The sequence below is a fragment of the Immundisolibacter sp. genome (assembly GCF_014359565.1).
Lineage (GTDB): Bacteria > Pseudomonadota > Gammaproteobacteria > Immundisolibacterales > Immundisolibacteraceae > Immundisolibacter.
In genome coordinates, this window is record NZ_JACIZD010000005.1 from 96,809 (window position 1) to 123,185 (window position 26,377).

The 26,377-nt window shown below is 70.1% G+C and carries 24 protein-coding genes; 10 read left to right on the plus strand and 14 right to left on the minus strand.

Annotated features, from left to right (window positions below; translation table 11 throughout):
• The first annotated feature begins 203 nt into the window (after window positions 1-203).
• From H5U26_RS08925 to H5U26_RS08940, 4 genes are all read left to right on the plus strand, one after another.
• Window positions 204-1,628 carry a mannose-1-phosphate guanylyltransferase/mannose-6-phosphate isomerase gene (locus H5U26_RS08925; protein WP_290618795.1) on the plus strand — a complete coding sequence of 475 codons (1,425 nt, stop codon included), beginning with the start codon at window positions 204-206 and terminating at the stop codon, window positions 1,626-1,628.
• Window positions 1,628-2,746, plus strand: coding sequence for a glycosyltransferase family 4 protein (locus tag H5U26_RS08930; RefSeq protein WP_290618839.1), 1,119 nt, complete (start codon window positions 1,628-1,630; stop codon window positions 2,744-2,746). The genes H5U26_RS08925 and H5U26_RS08930 overlap by 1 nt, the downstream gene beginning before the upstream one ends.
• Window positions 2,743-3,981: an O-antigen ligase family protein gene (locus H5U26_RS08935; RefSeq protein WP_290618796.1), complete on the plus strand. Its 1,239-nt coding sequence runs from the start codon at window positions 2,743-2,745 to the stop codon at window positions 3,979-3,981. The genes H5U26_RS08930 and H5U26_RS08935 overlap by 4 nt, the downstream gene beginning before the upstream one ends.
• A 277-nt stretch (window positions 3,982-4,258) precedes the next feature.
• A complete protein-coding gene (locus H5U26_RS08940) occupies window positions 4,259-5,413 on the plus strand; it encodes an inositol-3-phosphate synthase (protein ID WP_290618797.1) in 1,155 nt (384 codons plus the stop codon).
• Window positions 5,414-5,600: 187 nt separating this feature from the next.
• Here the strand turns inward: H5U26_RS08940 and H5U26_RS08945 are convergent, their stop codons facing one another.
• From H5U26_RS08945 to H5U26_RS08965, 5 genes are all read right to left on the minus strand, one after another.
• Window positions 5,601-5,993, minus strand: a complete 393-nt coding sequence (locus H5U26_RS08945; protein ID WP_290618799.1) for a RidA family protein — start codon at window positions 5,991-5,993, stop codon at window positions 5,601-5,603.
• A gap of 4 nt (window positions 5,994-5,997) precedes the next feature.
• The gene (alr, locus tag H5U26_RS08950) at window positions 5,998-7,116 is read right to left on the minus strand and encodes an alanine racemase (protein WP_290618801.1); all 1,119 of its coding nucleotides are present in this window, start codon (window positions 7,114-7,116) and stop codon (window positions 5,998-6,000) included.
• Between the two features lie 203 nt (window positions 7,117-7,319).
• A complete protein-coding gene (locus H5U26_RS08955; RefSeq protein WP_290618803.1) occupies window positions 7,320-7,739 on the minus strand; it encodes a VOC family protein in 420 nt (139 codons plus the stop codon).
• Between the two features lie 195 nt (window positions 7,740-7,934).
• Entirely contained in the window at window positions 7,935-11,633 is a 3,699-nt protein-coding gene (locus H5U26_RS08960) for a translocation/assembly module TamB domain-containing protein (protein ID WP_290618805.1), read from the minus strand.
• Window positions 11,630-13,366, minus strand: coding sequence for an autotransporter assembly complex family protein (locus tag H5U26_RS08965; protein ID WP_290618807.1), 1,737 nt, complete (start codon window positions 13,364-13,366; stop codon window positions 11,630-11,632). Before H5U26_RS08965 ends, H5U26_RS08960 begins: the two co-directional genes overlap by 4 nt.
• Before the next feature lie 231 nt (window positions 13,367-13,597).
• Between H5U26_RS08965 and H5U26_RS08970 the strand changes: the two genes are divergently transcribed.
• On the plus strand, window positions 13,598-14,686 hold the full coding sequence (locus H5U26_RS08970) for a diguanylate cyclase (protein ID WP_290618809.1): 1,089 nt from the start codon (window positions 13,598-13,600) through the stop codon (window positions 14,684-14,686).
• Between the two features lie 31 nt (window positions 14,687-14,717).
• Here the strand turns inward: H5U26_RS08970 and H5U26_RS08975 are convergent, their stop codons facing one another.
• Window positions 14,718-15,509 carry a fumarylacetoacetate hydrolase family protein gene (locus H5U26_RS08975; protein WP_290618811.1) on the minus strand — a complete coding sequence of 264 codons (792 nt, stop codon included), beginning with the start codon at window positions 15,507-15,509 and terminating at the stop codon, window positions 14,718-14,720.
• A 343-nt stretch (window positions 15,510-15,852) separates the two neighbouring features.
• Between H5U26_RS08975 and H5U26_RS08980 the strand changes: the two genes are divergently transcribed.
• From H5U26_RS08980 to H5U26_RS08990, 3 genes are all read left to right on the plus strand, one after another.
• A complete protein-coding gene (locus H5U26_RS08980) occupies window positions 15,853-16,260 on the plus strand; it encodes a MerR family DNA-binding protein (RefSeq protein WP_290618814.1) in 408 nt (135 codons plus the stop codon).
• A gap of 138 nt (window positions 16,261-16,398) precedes the next feature.
• Entirely contained in the window at window positions 16,399-18,243 is a 1,845-nt protein-coding gene (locus H5U26_RS08985; RefSeq protein ID WP_290618816.1) for a copper resistance system multicopper oxidase, read from the plus strand.
• Window positions 18,244-18,255: 12 nt separating this feature from the next.
• Window positions 18,256-19,017 (plus strand): copper resistance protein B, encoded by a 762-nt coding sequence (locus H5U26_RS08990; RefSeq protein WP_290618818.1) that lies wholly within the window; start codon window positions 18,256-18,258, stop codon window positions 19,015-19,017.
• Between the two features lie 64 nt (window positions 19,018-19,081).
• Here the strand turns inward: H5U26_RS08990 and H5U26_RS08995 are convergent, their stop codons facing one another.
• Entirely contained in the window at window positions 19,082-19,711 is a 630-nt protein-coding gene (locus H5U26_RS08995; protein ID WP_290618820.1) for a hypothetical protein, read from the minus strand.
• Between the two features lie 26 nt (window positions 19,712-19,737).
• A complete protein-coding gene (locus H5U26_RS09000; RefSeq protein ID WP_290618822.1) occupies window positions 19,738-21,150 on the minus strand; it encodes a DUF4139 domain-containing protein in 1,413 nt (470 codons plus the stop codon).
• On the opposite strand from H5U26_RS09000, the gene H5U26_RS09005 reads away from it, so the two are divergent.
• On the plus strand, window positions 21,142-21,804 hold the full coding sequence (locus H5U26_RS09005) for a pseudouridine synthase (protein ID WP_366055923.1): 663 nt from the start codon (window positions 21,142-21,144) through the stop codon (window positions 21,802-21,804). The genes H5U26_RS09000 and H5U26_RS09005 overlap by 9 nt on opposite strands.
• Here the strand turns inward: H5U26_RS09005 and H5U26_RS09010 are convergent.
• The 3 genes from H5U26_RS09010 to H5U26_RS09020 are packed head-to-tail and all read right to left on the minus strand — an operon-like array spanning window position 21,735 to window position 23,231.
• The gene (locus tag H5U26_RS09010; RefSeq protein WP_290618826.1) at window positions 21,735-22,361 is read right to left on the minus strand and encodes an HAD-IA family hydrolase; all 627 of its coding nucleotides are present in this window, start codon (window positions 22,359-22,361) and stop codon (window positions 21,735-21,737) included. The two genes, H5U26_RS09005 and H5U26_RS09010, sit on opposite strands and share 70 nt — an antisense overlap.
• Window positions 22,362-22,363: 2 nt before the next feature.
• Window positions 22,364-22,762 carry a PaaI family thioesterase gene (locus H5U26_RS09015; RefSeq protein ID WP_290618828.1) on the minus strand — a complete coding sequence of 133 codons (399 nt, stop codon included), beginning with the start codon at window positions 22,760-22,762 and terminating at the stop codon, window positions 22,364-22,366.
• Window positions 22,755-23,231 (minus strand): PaaI family thioesterase, encoded by a 477-nt coding sequence (locus tag H5U26_RS09020; RefSeq protein ID WP_290618830.1) that lies wholly within the window; start codon window positions 23,229-23,231, stop codon window positions 22,755-22,757. The genes H5U26_RS09015 and H5U26_RS09020 overlap by 8 nt, the downstream gene beginning before the upstream one ends.
• A gap of 70 nt (window positions 23,232-23,301) precedes the next feature.
• Between H5U26_RS09020 and H5U26_RS09025 the strand changes: the two genes are divergently transcribed.
• Window positions 23,302-24,438: a flavodoxin/ferredoxin-dependent (E)-4-hydroxy-3-methylbut-2-enyl-diphosphate synthase gene (locus H5U26_RS09025; RefSeq protein ID WP_290618831.1), complete on the plus strand. Its 1,137-nt coding sequence runs from the start codon at window positions 23,302-23,304 to the stop codon at window positions 24,436-24,438.
• Window positions 24,439-24,594: 156 nt separating this feature from the next.
• Here the strand turns inward: H5U26_RS09025 and H5U26_RS09030 are convergent, their stop codons facing one another.
• The 3 genes from H5U26_RS09030 to H5U26_RS09040 form a co-directional block, all read right to left on the minus strand.
• On the minus strand, window positions 24,595-24,858 hold the full coding sequence (locus H5U26_RS09030) for a type II toxin-antitoxin system RelE/ParE family toxin (RefSeq protein ID WP_290618833.1): 264 nt from the start codon (window positions 24,856-24,858) through the stop codon (window positions 24,595-24,597).
• The gene (locus H5U26_RS09035) at window positions 24,845-25,078 is read right to left on the minus strand and encodes a hypothetical protein (RefSeq protein ID WP_290618835.1); all 234 of its coding nucleotides are present in this window, start codon (window positions 25,076-25,078) and stop codon (window positions 24,845-24,847) included. The genes H5U26_RS09030 and H5U26_RS09035 overlap by 14 nt, the downstream gene beginning before the upstream one ends.
• A 199-nt stretch (window positions 25,079-25,277) precedes the next feature.
• On the minus strand, window positions 25,278-26,270 hold the full coding sequence (locus H5U26_RS09040) for a Rieske 2Fe-2S domain-containing protein (protein WP_290618837.1): 993 nt from the start codon (window positions 26,268-26,270) through the stop codon (window positions 25,278-25,280).
• Window positions 26,271-26,377 lie beyond the last annotated feature (107 nt).

The following is a 26,377-nucleotide window of genomic DNA, read 5'->3' on the forward strand; positions in this document are numbered from 1 at the left end:
GACAGCGGCGGATCCGACTCCGCCCGCCTGGCGCGGGGTGTCTCCGGCGTCGTAATGTCAGTGCATGGAGCCTGGGCGACAATGGCTTCAGGCCGGAGGTGTGAGCGATCACATCCCCGGATTGACCAAGGCCTGTCAGGTTGATCAGGCTTGGGCTTTGCGATGTCGTCCTGTGTGCAACTGAAACCCGGAAATAAGCCCCCATGATCATCCCCGTCATCCTGTCCGGCGGCGCCGGTACGCGCCTGTGGCCGCTGTCGCGCGAGCTGTACCCGAAACAGTTTTTGCCGCTCACCGGCGAGCGCAGCCTGCTGCAGCAGACCGTGCTGCGCCTGCAGGGTCTGCCCGAGCTGGCGCCGCCGCTGGTGGTGTGCAACGAGGAGCATCGCTTCCTGGTGGCCGAGCAGTTGCGCGCGGTGGGTGAGGCGGGCGGCGAGATTCTGCTCGAGCCGGCCGGGCGCAATACCGCGCCGGCAGTGGCACTGGCGGCGCTGCGGGTAAAGGCGCGCGGCGACGATAACGCGCTGCTGCTGGTGTTGCCGTCGGACCACGTGATTGCCGATGCCGCGGCCTTGCAGCGCGCGGTGAGCGCCGGCGTGCCCGCGGCGCGGGACGGCGGGCTGGTGACCTTCGGTGTGTTGCCGACACGGCCGGAGACCGGTTTCGGTTATATCCGCACCGGCGCCGTGCCCGCCGGCGGGCTGTCGGCGCAGCCGGTATTGGCCTTTGTCGAAAAGCCGGATGCCGAGCGTGCCGCGGCCTATGTGGCCAGCGGCGAGTACCTGTGGAACGGCGGCATGTTCCTGTTCGGCGCCGATGCCTATCTTGCCGAGCTGGAACGCCATGCGCCGGCCATCCTGGCGGCCTGTCGAGCAGCCAGCGAGGGTGCGCGGGTGGATATGGACTTCGTGCGCGTGCAGCGCGAGCCGTTCCTGGCGGCGCCGAGCGACTCCATCGACTACGCCGTCATGGAACGCACCGACCGCGCCATGGTGGTGCCGCTGGATGCCGGCTGGAGCGACGTCGGCTCCTGGGACGCCTTGCTCGAGGCGCAGCCGGCCGACGCCCACGGCAACGTGATTTCCGGCGACGTGCTGACCGAGGATGTGTCCGGCAGCCTGATCCGCAGCGAGGGCCGGCTGGTGGCGGCGCTGGGGGTGAGCAATCACATCATCGTCGAGACCGCCGATGCCGTGCTGGTGGCCGACCGCTCGCGCGCCCAGGACGTCAAGCGCCTGGTCGAGCGGCTCAAGGCCGAGCAGCGCGACGAACCGCTGGTGCATCGGCAGGTGTTTCGACCCTGGGGCTCGTACGAGGGGCTGGTGCAGACCGAGCGCTTTCAGGTCAAGCGCATCATCGTCAAACCCGGCGCCAGCCTGTCGCTGCAGATGCACCACCACCGCGCCGAGCACTGGGTGGTGGTCAAGGGCACCGCCAGCGTGACCTGCGGCGACGAGGTGCGCTTGCTGACCGAGGATCAGTCCACGTACATCCCGCTGGGCACCGCCCACCGCCTGCAGAACCCGGGCCGCATCGACCTGGAGATCATCGAGGTGCAATCCGGCAGCTACCTCGGCGAGGACGACATCGTCCGTTTCGAGGACCACTACGGGCGCAGCGGTACGTGATGGTGGCGGTCGAGCGGCCGCTGCGGGTGCTGCATCTGTGCCCGGATACCCGTTATCTGACCGAGCTGTTCACGCTGTATCGGAACGCGCTGGACCAGCCGCCGTTCCAGAGCACGCTGGTTTTTCTGCGCGGCAAACCGGACGCCGCACTGGCGCAGCACATGGGCGAACGGGTGCAGTTTCTGGACCTGCCGCGTCGGGCGCTGGAAGGCCTGCGCCTGCCGGCCCTATGGCGACTGTGGCGGTCCTGCCGGGGCCAGCGCTTCGATCTGGTGGTGGCGCATCGCTTCAAGGCGCTCACGCTGGGACTGGCCTTGTGCCGCTTGCGCGTGGCGCGGCATGTGCTGGGCGTGGTGCACGAGATCGGGCAGTTCGACGGCCGCCGCCGCCGCGTGATCGAGCGCGCCCGCACGGCGCCGCTGACCCTGCTCGGTGTGTCCGAGGCGGCGCGGGTCGATCTTGTTGTGCGTTTTCCGACCTTTCCGGCCGCGCGCATCAAGGCGCTGCCCAACGCGGTAGAGGACCACCCCTTGCTGTCGCGCGCGCAGGCGCTTGCAGTGCTCCGGCTGGCACCGGATCGCTTCTGGTTCGGGTCCATCGGCCGGCTGGTGTCGATCAAGGGCTACGATCTACTGCTGCGCGCCTTCGCGCCACTGGCGCATGAAATCCCCGGGCTGGGGCTGGCCCTGGTCGGCACGGGACGGGAGGAAGCGGCTTTGCGTGCGCTCAGCCACGACCTGGGCACCGAAGAACAGGTCGCGTTCTGCGGTTGGCGGGCGGATGTGCGCAGCCTACTCAGTGCCTTCGAGGTGTGTGTGTTTCCCTCCCGGGATGAGGGTTTCGGACTGGCGATCGCCGAGGCCATGGTGGCTGAGCGCCCGGTGATTGCGTCCGCGGTTGGCGGCGTGCCCGAGTTGCTGGGCGATGAGGCCTTGCTGGTGCCACCCAATGAACCGGCGGCGCTGACGGCCGCCCTGCGCCGGCTGTACGACGACCCCGCACTGCGCGCGGCGATGGGGGCTGCGCTGCGCGCGCGCTGGCAGGCTAGATTCTCGCCGGCACAGTTTGCGACGCGCTTGCAGGCAGCTGCGCGTGAGGCGGCCGGAGCGGCGAGGTGAGCGTCGCCCGCCGCTGGACCGTCTGGCGCGCGCGCGGGCCGGAGCGGCTCGCCTTGACGCTCGGCATATTCCTGGCCGGCTTTTTTCTGCTGCCGTCCGGCAAGGCGCTGAACAATGTCTACTACGCGCTGGTGCTGGCGCCGGCGCTGTTTCTGCTGCGCGGCGCCGACTGGCGCTGGCTGGCCGGCAGCAACATGTGGCGTCTGGCCATGCTGCTGCTGGCGTATCTGACCCTGAGCGGGCTGTGGTCGGCCGGCTTTACATTCGATGACTGGCTGCACGAGGCCAAGGCCCTGCCGTACCTGGCCGTGTATCTGGCGGTGCTGGCATGCGTTTGCGTGCGAAGGCCCGCGGCGTGGGAACGCCTGCTGCGCGGCGTCGCAGTGGCCGCCGTGGTCGGCACGCTGCTGTCGGTAGCGCTCTACTATCGGGCCGTGCCATGGCCGGCGCGCCTGGAGTTTCAGGCCGCCGTCTACAACGCCAACGAAGGGGCAACGCTGCTTGCCGGCTGTCTGATGCTGGTGCTGTTTCACATTCTGCCGGCGGCGCGCGGGCGTTGGCGGCAGGCCGGCTGGCTGCTAGCAGCCCTGGTGCTGGCCACTGGCATCGTGCTGACCGGCAGTCGCATGCCACTGGCGGCTGCCGTGGCGTGTACCGCACTGGGATTTGCGTTGCGCCGGCAGTGGCGGCTGCTCGGGCTACTTGCGGCCGCAGGCGCGCTGGCCCTGGGCCTGTTGCTGGTCGAGGGTGGCCACGCCCGGCCGGCGCTGGAAAGGGGCGACTCCTACCGGCTGGCCATCTGGCAGCAGTTTGCCGCCAGGGTGGCCCACAGACCCTGGCTAGGCGAAGGTGTCCTTACCGACGATACGACGCAGATTGCCGCCCCGGATCCAGGCGCGCCACCGCTGACCATGAATCACCCGCACAGCGTGTACCTGGCAACCGCACTCTACGGCGGGCTGCCGGCGCTGGGCCTGCTGGCGGCCGTGGTCGCCTCCGCCCTTTGGCAGGGAATGCTCGCGGCCCGGCGCGGTCAGCCGGCCTGGCTGCTTGTGCTGCTGGTCGGGCTGCTGTGCATGCTCACCGACGGCGACCGTTTGCTGCACGCGCCGCGTGGCATCTGGTTCTATTTCTGGCTGCCGGTGGGCGTGCTGCTGGCGACGCAGGCACAGGCCGGCGGCACCCACGCCAGTCTCACAGCCACACGCTGCCGCCGACCGTCGGGGAAGCGCTGAGCGTGATGATCGCCCGGCAAAGCCGGGCTCCCCACGGCGCGATAGTCGCCCGGCGCGGCCGGGTTCCTGCACAGCGCGTGACGGCACTGCGGGAAAGGCTGAATGCTTCAGGGTCTCCTCAGGTGGCCGCCGGCAGCCGGATCGCTCAAAATGATTGGACAATCGCCGTTTGCGACCCGCGTTCGCACGGGCCGCGGGCCCGATTCGCGCCGTTGCCGGGCGGCAATCGGCGCTTCAGGGTTTCACGATTGAAAGACAATCACATGACGGGGCACAGATGCACGACAAGACGATAAGGATCGCGATCATCGGCGTGGGCAATTGCGCCAGCTCCCTGGTGCAGGGCATCCATTACTACCGCGGGCGCGATCCGCAGGACGCCATCGGTCTCATGCACTGGGACATCGGCGGTTATGCGCCGGGCGACATCGAGGTCGTGGCCGCCTTCGACATCGACCGGCGCAAGCTGGGCCGCGACGTGGCCGAGGCGATCTTCGCGCCACCGAACTGCACCACCGTGTTCTGCGCCGAGGTGCCGCCAAGCGGCACGCTGGTTCGCATGGGCCGCGCGCTGGACGGCTACTCCGAGCACATGGCCGACTATCCCGACGCGCGCACCTTCCTGGTGGCCGACGCGCCGCAGCCGGACCAGGCCGAGGTGGTGCGCGTGCTGCGCGAGGCGCGCGCCGACATGGTGCTCAACTATCTGCCGGTGGGCTCCGAGGAGGCCACGCGCTTTTATGCCGAGTGCGCGCTGCAGGCCGGCTGCGGCTTCGTGAACAACATGCCGGTGTTCATCGCCAGCGACCCGACCTGGGCCAAGCGCTTCGAGGCCGCCGGCCTGCCGATCATCGGTGATGACATCAAGGCGCAGCTGGGCGCCACCATCACCCACCGGGCGCTGACCGACCTGTGCCGCAAGCGCGGCGTGACCATCGATCGCACCTATCAGCTGAACACCGGCGGCAACACCGATTTTCTGAACATGCTCAACCTGAGCCGGCTGAAGTCGAAAAAGCGCTCCAAGACCGAGGCCGTGCAGTCGGTGGCGGCCATTCGCTTCGACGACGAGAACATCCACGTCGGCCCGTCCGACTACGTGGCCTGGCAGAACGACAACAAGGTCTGCTTCCTGCGCCTGGAGGGACGCATGTTCGGCGATGTGCCGTTCAACCTGGAATTGCGCCTGTCGGTGGAGGACTCGCCCAACTCGGCCGGCGTGGCCATCGACATGATCCGCTGCTGCAAGCTGGCGCTGGATCGCGGCGAGGGTGGCGTGCTTTATCCGCCGTCGGCGTTCTTCTGCAAGCACCCGCCGGTGCAGTACACCGACGACGACGCCTACCGCCTGACCGAGGCTTTCATCGACGGCACCTGGAAGGAAAAACTGGCCGAAGTGGCGGCGCAGCGGGCAGCGGCCGGCGGCACCTGACGGCCAGGCCGGGCATCGTTCGGCCCGGGGGCGGGCCTCCAACGGTCGATGTCTCGTGGGAGCGGCCCCCCCCGCCGCGAATCTTCCAACCAAGCATTCGGCCCGGGGGCGGGCCTCCCACATTGCTTGCCCGTGGGAGCGGCGCCCGCGCCGCGAATGGCCTTGTCCGGGTCGTGGCCGCAGCCCTTTATGGCCCGTCGGCGATGATCGCATCGGCCTCGATCTCGACCAGAACGTCCGGCTCGAACAAGGCATTGACGCCGATCAGGCTGCTGGCCGGCGGGTGCTCGGCAAAGGCCTCGCAGTGGGCGCGGGCAACCGCTTCCCATTCCGTGATGTCGACGATGAACACGCGCGTGCGGATCACATCCGCCAGGCTGCCGCCGACCGCTGCCAGCGCTGTTTGCAGGTTCTCGATTGCCTGGCGGGCCTGGGCGTACGCGCCGCCGGGCACGATGTGGCCGTCGATGTCGCGCCCGGTGCTGCCGGACACCGCCACGTGCGGGCCGCGGCGCACCGCCTGGCAAAAACCGAAGGCCTCTTCGCCAAAGCTGCCGACGGCATAACGACTCAGTTGCATGGCCTCACTCCGGCGGGTTGGCTTGCGCCGGATGATAGCGCCGCCGACACAAGCGGCCCAGGTGGGTCAGCAGCTCGTAGCCGATGGTGCCGGCGGCAGCGGCCAGCGCGTCGACGTCGTAGTCCGTGCCCAGCAGTTCCACCTCGTCACCGGGACGCGGCGTGCCGGGCGGCAAGGCACTGACGTCCAGCATCAGCAGGTCCATCGACAGGCGGCCGATCAGCGGCATGCGCCGGCCGTCGACCAGAGCCAGACTGCGGCTGCTGGCGGCGCGCGGGTAGCCGTCCGCATAGCCACAGGCGACCGTGGCGATGCGGCCCGGGGCCCGCATGCGGTAACTGGCGCCGTAGCCAACGCTGGTGTCCTCGCGCACCTCGCGCACCTGCAGCACCGGCGCGTGCAGGCGCACCACCGGGCGCAGCGGATTGGGCTGATCCGGCTGCGGGTTCAGGCCATACAGGCCGGCACCCGGCCGCACCAGGTCGAAGTGCCAGTCCGAACCGAGCAGCACGCCGGAGGAGTTGGCGAGACTCGCCCGCGGCCGGCCAAGCGCCTGCCAGGCGGCGGTGAAGCGCTCCAGTTGCTGGCGGTTGAGCGGATGGTCCGGCTGTTCGGCGCAGGCCAGGTGCGACAGCAGCATCCCGATCGCGCCCGGCTGTCGCCAGCGCGGGCCAAGCGCCGGCAAGTCGCCGACATCCAGGCCCAGGCGCGTCATGCCGCTGTCGATCTGCAGCGCCGCCGGCGTGCCGACCGGGAAATCCGCCTCGAAGGCCGCCACCTGCGTGGGGTCGTTCAGTACCGGCAGCAGGCGGGCAGCGCGCAGGGTCGGCAATTCCGCCGGCAGGTAGCCGTTCAGGACATAGATCAGCGCGTCCGGCAGCAGCGCGCGCAGGGCCGCGCCCTCCCCCACGCTGGCCACGAAAAACTCGCGGCAGCCTGCCTGCCACAGCGTGCGCGCCACCGCCCGCAGGCCCAGGCCATAGGCATCGGCCTTGACGCAGGCGGCGCAGGCGGCGGTCCCGGCGCGCTGCGCGAACCAGCGGTAATTGTCGGCGATGGCCGTCAGATCGACGTCGAGCGCGGCGGCTCGCAGGCATGGCTCGGCGGGCGGGCTGGAGTTCATGCGCACAGGGGCTCGAACACTGGAGGTGCCGTCCCGGCCCCCGTCCGGGCAAGAACCGTGCGGACAGGCGGCGGAGCGGAGCGGATCGGCCCGTGGGCCTTGCCCGGCCGCCTGTGTTCAGGGTCCGGCCGGGGCGAGTACGCGAGCGAAATTATACGCACCCGGCTGTCTGCGCCCGGGCACGCCGCGCTGGTCGAGCGGCGTCAGACACCCTCTGCGCTGGCCTGGAAATTCAGCTCCGCGATCACGCCGTTCGGATCGACCGCGAACACCTGATGCAGGTCCGCGGCGCGCATCGACAGTTCGCGGTACGGAATGCCGAGGCGGTTCAGGCGCTCGCGCAGCGCCGGCAGGCCGCTGACCCGAAACGCCACATGGTCGACGCCCGGGCCTTCCGGGCCGCGCAGGTCGTGCATGGGGTTGTCGAACACGTCGGCGCTGTAGTGCTCGCCGATCTGCATCAGGTGCACGATCGGCCGCCCGCCGGCATACAGCCAGTAGCCGGGCAGGGCGAGCGGCGGCCTGGGGCCGACCTCCAGACCCAGTGCCTCGACGTAGAAGCGGCGGGTTTCTTCCAGGCGCGCGGTGCGGATGGCGCAGTGGTCGAGGGATTCGAGTGCCATGGCGGATTTCTCCTCAAGAGCGCGGCGTTGCTGCGCGACGATCGCCCGGCGCAGCCGGGCTCGCACAGCCCTGCGATGGCTCACAAATTCAGTGGCGGCAAGCCACTGAATTTTGACAGCAATCGGCAGCATGTTTCCCTGCCCGAAACGCCGGGCCGGTGAACGCAAAAACGCGCCCCGCTCGAGCGCAGGACATCAACGCTCCAACTGATAAAGCAAATCCGCCGTCTGCGTAAGGCCGGACACCACCTCCAGCAGCCAGCGCTCGGTCAGCGTGTAGCGCAGCGTGACGGCATTGGTCTGCTCGGCCAGCGCCAGACCGTAGCCCACGAACAGGCGCGGCGTGAGGTAGCGGCCCAGCGCCAGGTTGGCGCCGCCGCTGCCGTCGCCGCCCAGCTTGGCCTCGTCGAAACCGAGGCTCTGACCCAGGCGCCTGACCAGCGCGCCGCCGCCGCGCATGCCGACCGAAGCGGCGGCCTGCATCAGCAGATCGCTCTCGCTGCCCTTGGCCTGCTGCATCGGGCGGCCCAGCACCAGGTAGGACAGGATGTCCGCCTGCGGCATGGCCGGGGTCGAGTACAGCTGCGTGGTCGGCGCCCTGGCGGTGCCGCGCAGGCGCACGCCGGCGGTCACCTCGCCTACCGTTCGCGCGGCGGTGATGCGCAACGCCGGGTTGTCCGGCGGACCGCCGGCGTAACGCAGCTCGCCCTCGGTCACCGGCAGGCGCTGGCCATAGAAGCTGTACTGGCCCTCGGTCACCGTCACCTGGCCGTTGACCGCCGCGGTGCCGTCCGGGCGCTGCTGCAGGCGCACGGCGCCGCCGAGCTGACCCTGAAAGCCATAGGCATCCACCCGCACGTCGTCACCCAGCACAACGCGCACGTCGGCCCGCGCCGCCAGCGGCGGCCTGTCGGCAGCCTCACGGCCCTGCACCACCACGTCCGGCGATGCCTGCACCGCCGCTGGCCGGTCCTGGGCGTGGATGCGCGCCTGCGGCACCTTGACTTCACCGCTCACCGTCAGGCGCCCATCGGCGAACGCGATGTCGATGTCCGGATCGACCTTCGCCTGCAGCTGCGCGGTGTCGAACACCTGCACCTGCTGGCCGCTGACTGCCAGCTGCCCGCGCACACCGCCGGGCACGCGGCTGCCCTCGCCCTGCAGGCGCAGCGTGCCGTCGCCGGAACGCAGGCTGCCGGTCAGCCGCAGCGTGTCGCCGCCGGTGGCGATCAGGCGTGCCTGCGCCTCGCGCAGCTCGATGCCGAGCGCCGGCACGGCGGCGCGGCCGTCGAGCAGTTTGGCCTCGCCCGTCAGCCGCGGCGCGCCGAGCGTGCCTTCGATCTGCAAACCCGCCTCGATGCGCCCGGCCAGCCCCGCCAGCTGCGGCAGCCACGGCTCGAACAGGCCGATGTCCGGCAATTGCGCCGCCAATGTGCCGCGCAGCGGCGCCTCGGCAGCCGCCGGCAGCGGCGGCAGGCGCAATGTGGCGGAGAGCAGGTCCACCTCGCCCGCAGCCGCCGGCGCCAGATGCAGCGAGAACGCCCCGCCGCTGGCTTGCAGCTGGCCGTCCACACGCGCGCCGCCGTGGGCGAAGCGGCGGCGGCCGCCGTCGGGCGTCGGCAGGTGCAGCGCGCCGGCCGGCACGCTCAGGTGCACGTCCCCCAGCAGCGGCCCGGCGTCGCGATGCAGGCGCAGCCGGCCGTCGAGTTGCCCGTCCACGGCCACGTCGGCATCGGCCAGCGCGACCAGCGGCGCCAGCGGCAGGGCTTCGAGCTGCGCGGCCAGATCGACGACACCAGCGGCGCGCCGGCCGTCGGCGCACAGCCGCGCCGCACCGGCCTGCCAGCAGTGGCGGCCGACCGACTGCTGCGTCCGGCGCAGCTCCAGTTCCAGCGGCCCGACCAGCGTCCATGCCTGGGGCGGCAGGCCGCCCACCGTGCCATCGCTCATGCGCCCGCGCCAGCCGTCGTCCAGCAGCCCACCGCGGCCGTCCAGCGTGAGCCGTTGACCGTCGCGCGCAAGGCTCAGGTGCACGGCGTGATCGGACGCGGCGCCATCGGCGGCAAGCCGCAGCGCCAGGCGTTGCTCACCCAGCCGCACCCCGGCCGCGTCGAGCTGCAGCGACAGGCGGTCCCGCGGACGGTCGAGGTCCAGCTGCGCGCGCAGCGTGTCTGTGGCCTGATCGCCATAGGCCAGGCCGGCGGCCTGCAGCTGCACGCTGGCCTTCGCCCAACCGGGTCCGCTGATGTTTGCGTGCGCCTGCAACTGGCCGCGCGCGCCGGGCAGCAGCTCCTCCGCTGCCGGCACGTTGAGTGTGCCGACCAGCGGCGGGCCGGCCCCCAGCACGGTGCCGGAGGCGCGCAGCCGCGCCCGCCCGAGGCGCAGATCGACGTCCGACAACTGCAGCGCCTGCGGCTGCCAGGCCAGTGCGCCATGGCCGCCAAGCGGCTGGCCGCGCAGGCGGCCGCCAAGGCTGGCGATGTGCAAGTCGAGCGCGGCAGCATCCCCGCCGGCGCTGATGTCGGCATCCACCCGCCCCGGCCACTGCGGCCACAGCAGGCCCGGATCGAAGCCCCTGGCGCGGGCCGTGACGGCGTAGCGCAGTGCCGGCGCCAAGTGCAGCTCACCCTGGCCTTCCAGACTGCCCCCCAGCAGCTTTGCGGCGAAGCTTTCCAGCCATGCCTGCCTGGTGTCGCCGCGCGCCTGCGCCGTGAGTTCACCGGTCTGGCCCTGCGCCGCCAACGCCGCCTGCAGCGTCAGTGCCCAGTCGTCGAGTCGGCCGCTGAACCGGGCGCTGCCGCTCGGTGAGGTCAGCTGCGGCGCCTGGGCATCCAGCGGCCACTGCAGGGCCCGCCAGTCGAGCTGTCCCTGAGCGGTGGCCGCGTCCAGATCCAGCCGGCCGGTGAGGTCCATGCGCGCCGGCCCGGCCTGTGCATCCGCGGTCACTTCCCACGCCACACCGTCACCCTGCGCGAGCAGCCGGCCCTGCACCACGCCGGCCGGCGTCTGCTCCAGCCGGTAGCCGACTGTGAACGCGAGATCCGCGCCACGGCCCCGGGCACGGCCATCCAAGGCCAGCAGCCAGGGCGGCAGTCCCGCCCGCCAGGCCGCCAGCGGCCCGCGCTCCAGCCACAGATGCGCCTGCCAGGGGCCGCCCGCCAGCGGCGTATCCAGACTGGCCACCAGCCGCGCGGCAGCCGGCGCACGGCTGTGCAGCGCCATTTGCACGCCATGCGCAAGGCTGCCACCGACGCTGCCGGCCAGTTGCAGCGGCGGACCGTCCGGCTGGCGCAGCGTGCCCTGCACTACCCCGTCCAGGGCGCCCGCGTCGGCAAAATCCAGACGCAGCGCGGCGTCCAGCGCGCCCTGCTCGGCGCCCACCGACAGTTGATCAAGCTGCAAGCGGCTGCCGTCCAGACTGCCGGCCAGATGCAGGCTTTCCAGCCGCAGCGGTGCGCCGCCGGCCGACGTTAGCGTCAGGCCCCGCACGTCCAGCGCCTGCAGCGTGATCCGGGTCGGCACGGTCAGCAACGGCAGCTGTGGCGGTTCGGTCGACGGCGCGCCGTCGCCGGCCAGTGTCACGCGCAGGTCGTCGAACGTGATGCGGCCAAGCGCCACCTGGCGGCGCCACAGCCTGCCGTCGCCGGGCCGCCAGTCGATGGCCGCCGCCTGCGCCCGCACGCCGTCCAGACGCAGCTCGACCTGCTGCAGTTGCAGTCCCTGGCGCAGGTTGCCATGCACCGCGCCAATGCTGAGTCGCTCCCCGGCCAGCGCCACGGCACCCCGCAGCAAGGCCCCCATCGCGCCGTCGCTGCCGAGGGCCACGTAGCCGGCCAGGCCGACCAGCAACACGGTCAGCAGCAAGCCGCGCAGCACTGCGGCCAGGCGCCTCACAGGTCCGGCCCAACGGTGATGTGCAGGCGCAGCGGCGAACCGGGTTCGGAAATGGCGCTGGCCAGGTCCAGGCGCACGGCGCCGACCGGCGAGCGCCAGCGAAAACCCACGCCCACGCTACGCTCCAGATTCAGCCGCGTACCGCTGAAGGCGTTGCCGGCGTCGAAGAACAGCGCACCGCCGAAGTTGCCGGCGAACATCCACTCGTATTCCACGCTGGCCACCAGCAGGTGCCGGCCGCCGACCACGTCACCGCCGCTGTCGCGCGGCCCGAGCTTTTCGTAGTCGTAGCCGCGCACGCTCTGGTCGCCACCGGCGAAAAAACGCAGCGAGGCCGGCAGCTCGCCGAAGCCGTCGACCCAGGTGGAGCCCACATCCAGCCGGCTGAGCAGGCGCTGATCGCGACCGACACCGAACACGTACTTGCCGGCCGCCCGCGCCTGCACGAAGGAAAGGTCCGATAGCAGGCCGGCCAGGGCGCCGCGCAGGGTCAGGTCCAGGCGCCAGCCGTGGCGCGGCCACAGCGGATCGTCGCTGTGGCCGCCCTGCCAGTTCAGCGACGGCGTCAGCAGCGCGGTGGTGGCCTCGTCGCCACCGGTGTCGAAACGCTCGACCAGATAGTCCAGGCCGACGGTGCGCCGGCCGATACCCCAGCGGCGCGTCACTGCGGTCTGCAGGGTCAGGCTGTCGGAACGGGCGCTGGTGGTGTCCTCGCGGTCAGCGACAGCGCCGAAGCTCAGCTGCTCAGTGCGCGGATCGGCCAGCGGTATGCGGTACTGGGTGCCGAGCTGACTGTCGCGCGGCGACAGCAGCAGCGTGCTGTCCAGGCTGTGCCCGCGCTGGTTCACGTAGCGGCGCTGGTGGCCGGCGCGCAGGCGCGGCCCGCTGTCGGTGGCAAAACCGACGCCGGCGTTGTAGGCGCTGCGTGGGCGCGGTGTCAGGGTGACGACGACCGGCACGGTGTGCGCTGTGCGATCGCGGCTGCCCGGCTGCACGTCGACGCCGCTGAAGTAGCCGCTGTCGGCGAGCGCGCTCTGGTATTCCAGCAGGCGCGCCATGCGATACGGCTCGCCCGGCTGCGGGGCGCCGTAGCGGCGCAGCAATGACTTGCGCACGACGGTGTCCTGCAGCGACACCTCGCCGAAGCGATACCGGGCACCGCTGTCGAGCACCAGCGTCACCTGCGCGGTATAGGCGTCGAGGTTCACCAGCACCTGGTGCGTGGTGAACGCCGCGTCCAGATAGCCATACTCGCGCAGGGCATCCAGCAGCGCCCGCTTGCCGTCCTCGTAGAGGGCGTGGCGCAGGCGGCTGCCGATCTTGAGCGGGAACGGCGGCAGCGCCGCCTGCAGCGCCGGGTCGCTGCCGGCCGGGCCGGTGATGGTCAAATCCAGGGCGGTCACGCGCAGCGGCTCGCCGCGCTCGACCCGGTAGTGCGCCTGCCAGCCGACCTGGCCCTCGCGCAGGCTGGATTCGACCGTCGCCCGGTAATAGCCGCTGGCCTCCAGGGCGGTGCGGATCTGTTGCGGGGCGACCTTGTGGGCACGGCGGATGCGCGCCGGCGACACACGCTCGCGCCGTGCCTCGGCACCGATGTCCAGCGTGGCCAGCACGCTTTCGGTCAGGGCCGGCGGCAGGCCGTCGAGCGCCACCTGCACGGTGGCGGCGCGCGCGGCCGGCAGCAGCAGAACGAACCACAGGCACAGGGCCAGCCGGCAAAGGGCACGCCTCATGAAGTGGACACGCCCCGGCTCACGGCGGCGCGGTCCAGCGGCAGGTTGTCGAGCCGTGCTTTGGGGCCGACATTCAGACTCGGCGCCTCAATAGAAGCGCCGGGTTTCTTCCACACGCGAGGTGCGGTTGGCGCAGTGGCCAAGGGATTCGAGTGTCATGGTGGATTTCTTCTCAAGCCAAGCCGCTGGCCAGCCGAGAACACCGTATCACCGGTCCATGCCCGAATCACCATGCAGACAGCCTTGCCCGAAGCCGCGCTGGAAACCCTGGCAGCCGTGTTTCGCACCATGCCGCATTACCCCTTGCTGACGGAATCGTCGGCCGCGGCGCTGTACGGCGACTACGAGGCTTGGGCCCTGCATCTGCTGACCGGCACCCCGCCGCCCGGACTGCCGCCGGCGCCGACGCCGCAGCGGCAGTGGGGTCAGGCGCAGCTTTTCTTCCGTGAACATCGGGTTGCCGAGCAGGTGCGCGTGCGCCATCGCGAACGCGAATACAGCGCGCTGGCGCAGGATCTGCTGGGTGCCTTGCGCGATGCCAGTGCCGCCTCGGGCGAGCTGGAGGGGACGCTCGACGCCAGCCTGCAGCGTGTTCAGGCGCTGCTGGCCAGCAGCAACGTGGACCGGCTGCGGGCCGAATTCGCGTGCATGGCGGGCCAGTTGCGCGAGACGCTGGCCAGCCAGCGGGTCAGGTTGGACAGGCAGATCAGCGACCTGCGCGCGCGCCTGCAAGCCGCCGAACAGGCCAGGGCCGAGTCCGAAAGCCGCGCCCGTGAACTGGGAAGCACGGTGGCCGAGCTGCGTCAGGCGCTCGACGATGCCCGCCAGCAGATGCAGATCGACCCGCTGACGCAGGTCTACAATCGCGGCGCCTTCGACGCCGCCCTGCGCCGCTACGTCGAGCTCGGCCAGGCCAGCGGGCAGACGCTGGCACTGGTGTTGCTGGACCTGGATCACTTCAAGGCGATCAACGATCGCTATGGCCATCCGGCCGGGGACGCGGCGCTGACGGCGTTCGCGGACCTGCTCAGTCGCTCGTTCCTGCGCGCCGATGATTTCGTCGCCCGCTGCGGCGGGGAGGAATTCGCGGTGCTGCTGTTGGTGAACGATGCCGCGCAGGTGGTGCGCCTGGTCGAGGCGCTGTTCGAGCGGCTGCGCGGTCTGCGCCTGCCGATGCTGGAGGACGGCGTGCTCACCTGCTCGGGCGGCTACGCCCTGCTGGGGCCGAATGACGATGGCGGGGCGCTGGCACACCGCGCCGACCGGGCGCTGTATCAGGCCAAACGCGACGGGCGCGACCGGCTGCAGGCCGCGCAATGAACATCTGGCATCGGGTGGTTCCGGCGCGAATTCAGGCAGGCTGCGAACCGTGGTGCAGCAGCACACTGCCCAGTCCGGCGCCAAACTCGGCGCAGGCGGTCTGCCCGGGAAGCAGGGCGTAGGCGCGCGTCAGGCCGCCGGTCAGGACGATCTCGCCGGCCCGCAAACCCTCACCCCGGGTCGCCAGATGCCGGGCCAGCCAGGCCACCGCGGCCAGCGGGGAGCCAAGCGCGGCGGCGCCCAGGCCCTGATCCACGGCAACACCGTCGATGCTCAGCAGAACCCCGACCAGCCGCAGGTCGCCGACGTCGGACAGCGCCCGTGGCGCGCCCAGCAGGTAACGCGCCGCCGAACTGTTGTCGGCGATGTTGTCGACCGATTTGAACCGGTAGTCGCGGTAGCGGCTGTCGACGACCTCGATGGCCGGCAGCACGGCGGCCGTCGCGGCCGCCACCTGTTCCGGCGTGAGCTGCGCGCCGCGCAGGTCCCGTCCGAGCAGGATGGCGATTTCCGGCTCCACGCGCGGCTGGATCAGCGCCCCTGCCGCCAGCCGCGGTTCGGGCAGGCGCATGTCCGCCAGCAGCACGCCGCTGTTGGGGTGATCCACGCCCATCTGCTCGCGCATGGCGGCGCTGGTGAAGCCGAGTTTGTAGCCGGCGCGCGGGCCGCCGTGCAGGCGCAGCAGCTCGGCCTGGATGGCGTAGGCATCGGCCTCGGTCAGCTCCGGGTAAGCGTCGCTGAGCGGCGCTGCGGCCTGCGTCCGGCTTGCAGCCTGCTGTAAACGGGCGGCGAGCGTGGCAACCGTGTCGCTGGCGAGTGTCATGACATTCTCCCGGAAGCGCCGAATCAATCCATCCTGGATGTCCCGGCGCGCGCCACCGGGAAAACATGGCAAGCGCAGCTGCGCTGCGCGATGATCGCCCGGCGAAACCGGGCTCCTGCGATCAATTTTCCGATGGCTCAGATAATCAGCAGCTTACAGCCACGGACGCGCGTCGGGCCGGGTGACTTCCGCAGTGCCGTGCGTGGCCCGCCCCCCGGCACTGCGGCTCGAAATGGGCGTGCTGAGGGCGCCGCTGTTGTCCCTGTTCATGATCCCGGCTGCTGCGCCATCGTGATCCCCGCCCCTCAACCTCACCTGGACTGTCCGCCGTGGAGGAATCGCCATGACCGTGAACGAACTGGCCCGCGCCGCCGGTGTGGACCCCGGCAAGGTGCGCTACTACGCCCGGCGCGGACTGCTGCCGGCCCGGCGCGAGCCGGGCAACGGCTACCGCAGCTTCGAAACCACAGCCCTGGCAAGGCTGCGTTTCATCACCGGCGGGCGGGCGCTCGGCTTTTCGCTCAAGGAGCTCGGCCGGTCCCTGGCGCAGGCTGACGCCGGCCGCTCGCCCTGCCCGCAGGTGCGCGCCTTGCTGCACGAACGCATCGCCGCCGTGGCCGCGCAGCGCCGGGCACTGGAGCGCGAGGAGGCGCGCCTGAACGCGATCGTCGCGCAGTGGGCGGCGGTGCCCGACGGGGTGCCGGACGAGCAGCGGCTGTGCCCGCTGATCGAGGTCGCCCGCAACGCTTGACCTGTGATCGGGTCACAGCTTCCAGACTGTGCAATGTGAAGGGGGCATGAGGCGGTCCTGCCAGCTTCTTGCTGGCGGTGACGGGAGGCGGACACGCCACGCACGACCACCACGCACATCGATCGAAGGCCAACCCGCATGCGATACAAGCACCCCGATGAAACACGCCGCCGCCTGATGGGCGGGGCCGCCGCGGCCGGCTTGCTGGCCGGCCTGGATGCACTGCTGCCGGCCTGGGCGCGCTCGCCGACCGGCGTGGCCGGCGCCGTCCGTCCGCCCGCCGCGGGGGCGGTGCAGTTCGACCTGACTGTGGCGCGCCAGCGCATCGACATCGCCGGTGCGACGGCCTGGGCACACACGCTGAACGGCACCGTGCCCGGGCCGCTGATCGAACTGCACGAAGGCCGGGAAGCGCTGCTGCGCATCCACAACCGGCTCGACGAGGACGCCTCCATCCACTGGCACGGCATCCTGCTGCCGTTCGAGCTGGACGGCGTGCCGGGCGTGACCTTTCCCGGCATAAGGCCCGGCGAGACCTTCGAGGCGCGCTTCCCGGTACGCCAGGCCGGCACGTACTGGTACCACAGTCATTCCGGGCTGCAGGAACAGACCGGCGTGTACGGCCCGCTGGTGATCCACCCGGCCGGCGACTACGCCGAGGCCACAGGCCGCGACTACGTGGTGATGCTGTCGGACTGGACCTTCGAGGACCCGATGGCGGTGCTCGCCAAGCTCAAGAAGCAAAGCCATTACTACAACTTCCAGGAAACGACCCTGCCGGAGGTGATCGCCGGTGGTACGCCGGCCTGGCGCGACTGGCTGGCCTGGGCCGGCATGCGCATGAGCCCGACCGACATCGCCGACGTGACCGGCCACACCTACACCTATCTGATGAACGGCCAGCACCCGGACGGCAACTGGACCGGCCTGTTTCGTCCCGGCGAGCGGGTGCGGCTGCGCTTCATCAACGGCTCGGCCATGAGCTATTTCAACGTCCGCATTCCCGGCCTGCCGATGACCGTGGTGCAGGCCGACGGCCAGGACGTGCAGCCGGTGCAGACCGACGAGCTGCAGATCGCCATAGCCGAGACCTACGACGTCATCGTCACGCCGACCGAGGACCGCGCCTACACGGTGTTTGCCGAGTCCATGGACCGCAGCGGCTACGCCCGCGGCACGCTGGCGCCGCGGGCGGGCATGACCGCGGCGGTGCCGGCGCTGCGCAAGCGGCCGCTGCGCAGCATGGTGGACATGGGCATGGACCATGCCGGCCACGGCGGCGCGGCGCAGCCGGACGGTAGTGCTGGTCACGCCGGCCACGACGCGGGCGCAGTGGATCATGCGGCGATGGGCCATGCGATGCCCGCCTCGCAAGCCGCTGCCCCGGATCACTCCGCGCATGCCGCCGCGGCGGTTGCCAGCGCCAAGACCGGCCACGAGCGGGCCGCGCCGGGGCCAGTGGTCGCGACGCACGACGCCGATGCACATGGCGTCGGCAACGTCGCGGTGGCGCAGGTCCAGCGCGACCGCACCGCCGAACCGGGCACCGGCCTGGCCGACGTGGATCACCGCGTGCTGGTCTACGCGGACCTGCGCAGCCGCGTGCCGGGCCACGATGCGCGCGCGCCGCAGCGCGACATCGAGCTGCATCTGACCGGCCACATGGAACGCTACATGTGGTCCTTCGACGGCAAGAAGTTGTCCGAGGTGACGGGGCCGATCGAAATGCGCCACGGCGAGCGGCTGCGCATCGTGCTGGTCAACGACACCATGATGGAACACCCCATCCACCTGCACGGCATGTTCGTGGAGCTGGACAACGGCGCCGGTGACTACCGGCCGCGCAAGCACACGGTCAGCGTCAAGCCGGCCGAGCGCATGAGCCTGCTACTGACTGCCGACGAACCCGGCCGCTGGGCCTTTCACTGTCACCTGCTGTACCACATGCACATGGGCATGATGCGTGTGGTGCAGGTGAGCTGAGGAGAAGCACCGATGCAGACTCGCCACGCCCTGCTGGCACTTGCCCTCGCCGCGGGCGCCTTGCCGGCCGGCGCTGCCGATGCCGGCGCGCATGCGATGCCGATCGACTGGCAGCACGTGCACGAGGACAGCCACCCGTTCGGCTTCGCCCTGATCGATCGCCTGGAATACCGCGACGACGAAGGTCCGAATCACCTGCTGTGGGACGCGCAGGGCTGGTACGGCGGCGACTACAACCGCCTGTGGATCAAGACCGAGGGCGAAAGCCCGGTCTCGGACAGCAACGGCGAGTTCGAAGGGCAGGCGCTCTACGGTCGGCTGATTGCGCCGTACTGGGATCTGCAGGCCGGCGTGCGCTACGACCGCGCCTTCGGCAGTGGGCCGGACCGCGACCGCGCCTTCGGCGTGCTGGGCGTGCAGGGCCTGGCGCCGTACCGCTTCGAGACCGATCTGGCGCTGTTCGTGAGCGAGGACGGCGACCTGAGCGCGCGCGCCCAGTTCGAGCACGACCTTCTGCTCACCCAGCGCCTGATCCTGCAGCCGCGCGTCGAGATCAACGCCGCCGCGCAGCAGGTGAAAAGCTGGGGGGTCGGCAGCGGTCTGAACGACCTGCAACTGGGCCTGCGCCTGCGCTACGAGATCCGCCGCGAGCTGGCGCCCTACGTCGGCGTCGAGTGGGTGAAGAAATTCGGCGACAGCGCCGACTTCGCCCGCGCGGACGGGCAGGACACCGACAACCTGGCCCTGCTGGCCGGCCTGCGAATGTGGTTCTGAGCGGCGGCAAGTGGCCGTGCGCCGGGCGGCTGTGGATCGGGGCCGCCCGGCATCGGCGGAGCCGCTACGGCAGCTGCAGGCGCCCCACGGCGATCGGCGCGCGATCCAGCGACACCAGGCGCAGTTCCTCGCCGTAGCGCAGCAGGCCGCCCAGGCGCTGTTGCTCGACCTGTTCCAGCGGCTTGGCGTAGGGGCTGGATTTGGCGCCGATCGCCGCCACGGCGTCCTTGGCCACCTTCAGCAGCGCATCCTGCACGGCCTTCAAATCGGCGTTGTCAGTAACTACGAGTTCCGCCCGCTGCTGGCCATTGGACGTGTGGGCCACCGCCTCGTAGACCTCGCCCTGGTAGCCGGCCACGGTTTCCCGGCGTCCGAGCGGGCGCACGGTGATGTCGGTCGGCACATCGGAAGTGGCCTCGCCCATCAGGCCGGCGAGGAAGGTGTCGGCGCCGACGGCGCGAATCTGGCGCGAGATCTTGTCGACGTCGATCACCTGCCCCTCGGCAACCGCATACAGGCGCCCGTCCAGCATCAGCTGGTAATTCTGGCCATCCGTGCCGATGCGAAAGTTCGCCGGGTCGCGGTATTCGACCCGCAGCGGATCGCCGCCGGACATCGCGTACACGGCGGTGATGTCGGCGAAGGCCGGGGCAGCCAGCAGCGCAGCCGCGGCGAAGATCAGTTTGCGCACCATTCGATCGTTCCTCGCTTGCAAAAAAATCAAAACCGTACCCGTACCCGGTAGGTCAGCGTTTGACCGCCGCCGGCCGGCACCGTCACGCGCCAGCGGGCGATGTGGGCGTCGGCCTTGTCCTGCGGCAGGTTGCTTTCCAGTACCTGCCAGTCGCCGGGGACCGGTTCCAGCACGCTGACGGTCACCGGCGTCGCCCGGGCGTTCTTGAGCTCGATCTTGTAAGCGCTCTCGAACTGCGGCCGGTCGTCCTTGCCCACCGCCAGCGCCTTGAAATCTGTTTGCGTCTTGCGGGCGGTGACGTCGAAGGCATCCCCCAGCTTGATCTGCGCGGTTTCGTTCTGCGGCGTGTGGTCGATGCGATCCTCGCCGACGAACTGCACGCCACCGCTCGCATCACGCTGGTACACGCGCACCACGCCAGCCGGCAGCGGCAGACCCAGGCCGGAGCCCTTCGCATTGTCCAGATGCAGCACCACCGCCACCTTCAGCGCGCGGCCGATCTCGCCGGCCTGCGCGGCGTAGTAGTACTCGGCGCCGGCCAGGCGATATTCCTTGCTCACCTTCGCCGACGGGGCACTGAGCAACGCCACCTGCTTGGTCTGCTGATCGGCAAGCGTGGTCGGGCGGCCCAGCGTGTACAGGTGATAGTCGAGCAGGGATTCTTCCCGCATGGCCCCGGCATCGGCCTTGGCGGCCATCTGCTCCATCACCATGCCGCGCGCCATCGCCGGCTGCACGCGGTGCACATCGCCGGCCACCAGTTGCAGGCGAGCGTCGCGATAGGCCGTGCCGCTGCGGTTGGTCAGCGTGACCCAGCCGGACAGGGCCAGAGTCTTTTCGTCGGCGGCCAGTTCGGCCACGTAATCGGCCTGCCAGCTCAGGCCACCGGTCAGGTAGGAAAGCTCCAGCGCGCGCTGCCCGGCACCGTCGCTGTCCAGACCCACCGCCAGCGTCGGGCGGTCGCGCAGGGTGTCCGGCACGGCGTCGAACACCAGCCGCCCGGGCAGGCCGGTTTCGATGCGATCGCCGATCCGCAGCACCACCCCGTCGCTGGCCGCCAGCACGGTGGCGGTCTCGCTGGTATCGGCACCGGTGGTCGGGTTGGTGCGCAGCACGCGCACCTCGCGCCCGACGTATTTTTCGAGCAGCTTGGCGGGAGTCAGCAGGTCGAAGTCGAAGTTCTGTTCCAGCAGCGTGATCGGCTTGCCGTCCGCCACGCGCAGCAGGGCCGTTTCCGGGCGCATCTGCGCACTCACGTCGCGCAGTTCGAGCACGCTCGGCCCGGCCGGCAGATCGACCTGGCGGGTATCCTTCACCAGCGCCAGGTCGCCGTTGTAGACGGTGACCGCCAGCGCTTTCTGATCCTCCAGTGTGCTGCGCAGCGGCGCCGCCTGCGCCAGCCCGACCACCAGCGCCAACGCCCACAGCCGATGCCTCATGACAGATCCTCCGTGGCCGTGCCGCGGCTGGTGTTGCTGAACAAACCCTATGACGTGCTGTGCCAGTTCACGGACGCGCAAGGCCGGCCGACGCTCGCCGGCTGCCTGCCGCTGCCGGGCCTGTACCCGGCCGGGCGTTTGGACCGCGACTCGGAAGGCCTGTTGCTGCTGACCGGCGACGGGCTGCTGCAAAAGCGCATCGCCGATCCGGCGCACAAAGTGCCAAAGACGTACCTGGCGCAGGTGGAGGGCATACCCGACGAGGCCGCGCTGGCGGCCCTGCGCGACGGCGTGCAACTCAATGACGGCCCGACCCGGCCGGCGCAGGCGCGCCTGGTACCCGAGCCGGATGATCTTTGGCCCCGTGACCCGCCGATCCGCCAGCGTCTGCACATCCCGACCGCCTGGCTGGAGCTGACCCTCACCGAAGGCCGCAACCGTCAGGTGCGGCGCATGACGGCCGCCGTCGGCCACCCGACGCTGCGCCTGATTCGCGTCGCCATCGGTGCGCTGCGCCTGGATGGCCTGGCACCGGGCCAGTGGCGACCGGCCACGGCGCAGGAACTGGCGACGCTCGGGCATATTCAGGCGTCCGCGAGTACGCGGCCCAGCGCGGCGTCCAGATCGCGCAAGAACGCCTCACGCTCGCGGTAGACGATGCCGGTCATGCCCAGTGCCGCCGCGCGCGCCACGTTGTCCGGGTTGTCGTCGATGAACAGGGCCTTGTCGGGCGCCGCACCGATGGCGTCCAGCGCCGCCAGAAACGACGCCGACTCGCGCTTGCTGGCACCCAGGTAATAACTGTTGAACACGCGCCCGAAGGCGTGACCGAAGGGCTGGCGGGTTTCGATTTCATCCAGCCAGTCGGTGTGATCGGACAGCACGGCGGTGCGGTAGCCGGCACCTGCCAGCCGCTCGGCGAGCGCGAGCTGCCAGTGCCGCACAACGGATGCCTGCAGTAGATCGGCCCGAAACAGCTCGCACGTGCCGAGCGCCCCGAGCTCACCCTGCAACTGGTCCCACCAATCCTGCTCGCTGCCGCGGCCGGTGACGTAACCGCTGTCCACGAGCGCCTGCATGGCCAGCCCCGGCAGCGGCGGATAGTCCAGATCGCAGCGTGCGGCCAGCGCGCGCAGCGCCGCCCGAAAGCCGCGCTCGGCGATCACGCCGTCGAAATCGAAGATCACCGCCTGCACGGCCGGCGCGGTCACGCTCACTCGGCGATCAACTGGAAATTGCCGTGTCCGGCGGCCACCGGCCGCGCCGGGTCGGTCTGCCAGGCGTCCACCCGCACCGTCGCCACCGCCCGGCCGATGCGCACGGCCGTGGCGCGCAGGTAAAGATCGCGCGACAAGGCCGGGCGCAGGTAGTCGACCGTGAAGTCGACCGTGGTGGCGGCCGGCGCGCCCTGCTCCAGCAACAAGCCACGCGCCGCACACTCCAGAGCCGCCGCCACCACCCCGCCATGCAGGGCGCCGATGCGGTAGTTGCCGACCAGATCGGCCCGAAACGGCAGGCGCAGCAGGCCGTCCGTGGACCACTCGAGCCCCAGATAGGCCGCGTATGGCAGGGCGGCCAGCACGCCGACCGCGCCCACGACCGGCTCAGACATTGCCCAGAGTCTCCAGTTCATGCAGCGGCTGGCTGTGCGGCTTCAGAAAAAACACGCCGCTGACGGTGGCGAACGGCGGCCCGGGCTGGTCGGCATCCCCGCAGTCGGCCACGCCGCGGATGTGCGCGCGGCGCCCTTCCAGGCGCAAGCACTCGACACGCGCGAACACATCCCGGCCCGCCGCGGGCGCCGCGATGAATTCCACGCGCAGGCCGAGCGTCGAGAAATCCGTTGCACGCTCCAGGCTGCAGAACACCGCCACGCCACCTGCGTTGTCCAGCAGTGCCGACACCGCGCCGCCGGCAAGGCCGCCGTGGGCATCGGCAAGCGACTGCTGAAACGGCAGGCGCAGCACGCAGCGCCGCGCGCCGACCTCGACGATATCCATGCCCAGCGCCGCGCTGTGCGGAATCCGGGTGATGTAATCGCGCCGGTGTTCGGCGCTGCTCTCCAGATAGCGGTACAGCATGGCATTCGGTCGGGCGGGAAATGCCGGCCAGTATACTGACCGCCTCCCTCCCGCTCCCCGCAGACCTGCCATGCCCATCGCCCGTTATCCCACCCGTCCGGTGCGTATCGGCCGCATCATCATTGGTGCCGATCATCCGGTCGCCGTGCAGAGCATGTGCGCCACCAAGACGCAGGACGTCGCCGCCACCGTGGCGCAGGCCAACGATCTGGTCGCCGCCGGTGCCGGCGTGGTGCGCATTGCAGTCGACACGCCAAAAGACGCCGACGCGCTGCCCGCCATCCGCGCCCAGACCGAGGCCAACCTGTCGATCGACCTGCAGGAGAACTACCGCATGGCCGAGCGGGTGGCGCCGCACGTGGACAAGATCCGCTACAACCCCGGCCACCTCTACCACCACGAAAAGCACAAGCCCTGGCAGGACAAGGTGCGCTACCTGGCCGACATCGCGGCGCGCCACGACTGCGCGCTGCGCGTGGGCGTGAACGCCGGCTCGCTGGATCCGGCGCGGGCGGCGCTGTTCGACGCGCACGACTCAATCTCGCCGATGCTGCTCAGCGCCACCGAGCACTGCGAGCTGCTCGACAGCATCGGTTTCACGCGCTACTGCGTGTCGCTGAAGGACTCTGATCCGGCCAAGGTGGTGGAACTGAACAAGCGCTTCGCCGCCCAGCGCCCGGACGTACCGCTGCATCTGGGCGTGACCGAGGCCGGCCTGCCGCCGGACGGCATCATCAAGACGCGCATCGCCTTCGAGCAGCTGATCGGCGCCGGCATCGGCGACACCATCCGCGTGTCACTGACCCTGCCCAACGCCCGCAAGGCCGAGGAAGTCACCGCCGGGCAGCAGATCCTGGCCGACATCGCCGCCGGCCGGGTGCGCTCGGTGGTGGATTTTGGCAAGGGCCTGAACATCATCTCCTGCCCCAGCTGCTCGCGGGTGCAGAACGAGGCCTTCGTGGATCTGGCCGAGCAGGTGCGCGAGCTGACCACGTATGCCAAAGACCACCACCTGACCATCGCCGTCATGGGCTGCCGGGTCAACGGCCCGGGCGAAACCGACGACGCCGACCTTGGCCTGTGGTGCGGCCCAAAGCAGGTCAACTTCAAGCGCCGCGGCGAGCTGGTCGGCAGCTTCGGCTACGACGAAATTTTGCCGCGGCTGAAGACCGAGCTGGATGCGCTGATTGCGGCTGGGGTGGCGTGAGGCCCTGCCGGGCTTTGCACGCGCTATCCCAGCCGCCCATATAAATATCCAGCAACGCATCGACCTGGCATCGCGGATCGGCCTGCGTTGACGGGAACCGCCCGTGACGGTCTCGACCGCGCGGGCGCGCAGCGCGCCCGCTTTTCCATTCCAGATTCAGACGTCTCGGTCAACCTCGCAGCGATGGCGCACCTTGACGATTTCAACGATCACCTCGCCGTCCAACACGTTATAGAGAATTCGGGGGTCGCCCTGGCGCAGGCGGTAACGTTCCTGCGCGGAGAGTTTCTCGGAACCGGGCGGGCGCGGGTCTTCGCGCAGCGTCTCGATACGCGCCAGGATGCGCCGCACATCCGCTGACGGGATGCCGCGTGGATCCTTTGCCACCGAGGGCTTGAACCTGAGTTCATAGCGTGCCATCGGCTTTGAGCTGAGCCAGGAAGTCTTCGTAGTTCAGGGTCTTTTCCTCCGCGCGCTGCGCGAAGGCGGCGAGGTCTTCCTGATCTTCGCGCAGCGCGTTGCAGATGGCGTCGTTCACGATCTGCGACATGCTGCAATGGGCAGTGGCGGCCTTCAGGCGCAGCGCCCGATGCAGCGCAGGGTCCAGGTAAAGCGTGGAACGAACAGTCTCGCGACTCATGGGATGCTCCAAAATGCCAAAGCGTTCTAACGTTCAGGCGCCGAGGCCCGGAAATCAAGCGCGCCGGTCGGTCGTGTCCCCATGGAGGCCAAGGTCCAACGCCGCGAAGGGCAGCTTCGGCTACGACGAAATTTTGCCGCGGCTCAAGACTGAGCTGGATGCGCTGATTGCGGCTGGGGCCATCTGACCGGGCCGGCGATCAACCGCCGGACTCGGCCAACTGGGCGCCCACGGCCCGCCGCCAGAGGTCCCGCAGCAGCACGATGGCGGCATCCGACTTACCGAGCTTTTCGCGGCTGCGGTCGGCATTCACGCCCTGCCCGACCATGATCAGGTAGTCCTCCTCGGTGATGCCTTGCGGGCGCCGGTCGCCGCTGAACAGATCGCTGATGATCTGCGGCGTCAGCGGCACCTGGCCGGGCGGCACGATGTCGCCGTTTCGCACCTTCTGCGCCAGCGCCGGCGCCATGGCCAGGGACACCAGGAACATGCACTGTTCGTCGTCCACCGGCAGGGTATAGAGCAGCATCGGCAATTCCAGCGGCCCGCTCGGGTCCGGGAACACGCTCAGCTTCAGCAGGCAGGGGAAGTGGTACCAGGTCACCCGCTCCCAATCGCCGCGGCGGGCAGTCACCACCAGACCGTGGCGCGCCTGCGTCACCGACACCTGCGGCACACCGCGCCAATGGGGCTCGGAGTCCCGATGCACGAACGAGGTGTGCACCGGGTCGAGATCGTTCTCGATGGTCTGAAACCAGTTGCAGGCCCACACGCCGGGCGGGCGCACGCTCGCCAGGGCCTCCAGCGCCGGGGTGTCGAACTCCTCGAAGCGCGGCAGTGGCGGGGGCTCACCCTGGCCCAAGTAGACATAGATCAGGCCGGCGTACTCCTGCACGGGGTAACTGCGGATGCGCACGTCCCGAGCGAAACCGGCATCCTCCGCCGGCTGTTCGATGCACTGACCGGTGTGATCGAATTTCCAGCCGTGATACATGCACCGCAGGCTGTCGCCCTCCACCCAGCCGGCGTGCAGCACGGTCAGCCGATGCGGACACACGCCGTCGACCAGATAGGCCTGCCCGCTGTCGCCGCGGTAGAGCGTGTAGTTCTCGCCCAGCGCCCGCACCGGCCGGGTGTGGCCCGGCGCCAGCATGTGACTCGGCCATACCGGATGCTTAGACTCAAGTTCCAAGTGCAACACCCTGCTGCAGGTAAGGTATTGCGATGGGAACGACGTACAGCCATTTGAGCAGCGAAGAGCGCGCAGTGATCATGATCGAACGGCGGCGAGGCCGCAGT

Coding starts and splice junctions, on each gene's coding strand:
- H5U26_RS08985 (WP_290618816.1), top strand. CDS start 16,399: ATGCGATACAAGCACCCCGATGAAACACGCCGCCGCCTGATGGGCGGG.
- H5U26_RS09025 (WP_290618831.1), top strand. CDS start 23,302: ATGCCCATCGCCCGTTATCCCACCCGTCCGGTGCGTATCGGCCGCATC.
- H5U26_RS08990 (WP_290618818.1), top strand. CDS start 18,256: ATGCAGACTCGCCACGCCCTGCTGGCACTTGCCCTCGCCGCGGGCGCC.
- H5U26_RS09000 (WP_290618822.1), bottom strand. CDS start 21,150: ATGAGGCATCGGCTGTGGGCGTTGGCGCTGGTGGTCGGGCTGGCGCAG.
- alr (WP_290618801.1), bottom strand. CDS start 7,116: ATGAACTCCAGCCCGCCCGCCGAGCCATGCCTGCGAGCCGCCGCGCTC.
- H5U26_RS08930 (WP_290618839.1), top strand. CDS start 1,628: ATGGTGGCGGTCGAGCGGCCGCTGCGGGTGCTGCATCTGTGCCCGGAT.
- H5U26_RS08965 (WP_290618807.1), bottom strand. CDS start 13,366: ATGAGGCGTGCCCTTTGCCGGCTGGCCCTGTGCCTGTGGTTCGTTCTG.
- H5U26_RS08975 (WP_290618811.1), bottom strand. CDS start 15,509: ATGACACTCGCCAGCGACACGGTTGCCACGCTCGCCGCCCGTTTACAG.
- H5U26_RS09035 (WP_290618835.1), bottom strand. CDS start 25,078: ATGAGTCGCGAGACTGTTCGTTCCACGCTTTACCTGGACCCTGCGCTG.
- H5U26_RS08940 (WP_290618797.1), top strand. CDS start 4,259: ATGCACGACAAGACGATAAGGATCGCGATCATCGGCGTGGGCAATTGC.
- H5U26_RS08925 (WP_290618795.1), top strand. CDS start 204: ATGATCATCCCCGTCATCCTGTCCGGCGGCGCCGGTACGCGCCTGTGG.
- H5U26_RS09030 (WP_290618833.1), bottom strand. CDS start 24,858: ATGGCACGCTATGAACTCAGGTTCAAGCCCTCGGTGGCAAAGGATCCA.
- H5U26_RS08970 (WP_290618809.1), top strand. CDS start 13,598: ATGCAGACAGCCTTGCCCGAAGCCGCGCTGGAAACCCTGGCAGCCGTG.
- H5U26_RS09015 (WP_290618828.1), bottom strand. CDS start 22,762: ATGTCTGAGCCGGTCGTGGGCGCGGTCGGCGTGCTGGCCGCCCTGCCA.
- H5U26_RS08955 (WP_290618803.1), bottom strand. CDS start 7,739: ATGGCACTCGAATCCCTCGACCACTGCGCCATCCGCACCGCGCGCCTG.
- H5U26_RS09005 (WP_366055923.1), top strand. CDS start 21,142: ATGCCTCATGACAGATCCTCCGTGGCCGTGCCGCGGCTGGTGTTGCTG.
- H5U26_RS09020 (WP_290618830.1), bottom strand. CDS start 23,231: ATGCTGTACCGCTATCTGGAGAGCAGCGCCGAACACCGGCGCGATTAC.
- H5U26_RS08980 (WP_290618814.1), top strand. CDS start 15,853: ATGACCGTGAACGAACTGGCCCGCGCCGCCGGTGTGGACCCCGGCAAG.
- H5U26_RS08945 (WP_290618799.1), bottom strand. CDS start 5,993: ATGCAACTGAGTCGTTATGCCGTCGGCAGCTTTGGCGAAGAGGCCTTC.
- H5U26_RS08995 (WP_290618820.1), bottom strand. CDS start 19,711: ATGGTGCGCAAACTGATCTTCGCCGCGGCTGCGCTGCTGGCTGCCCCG.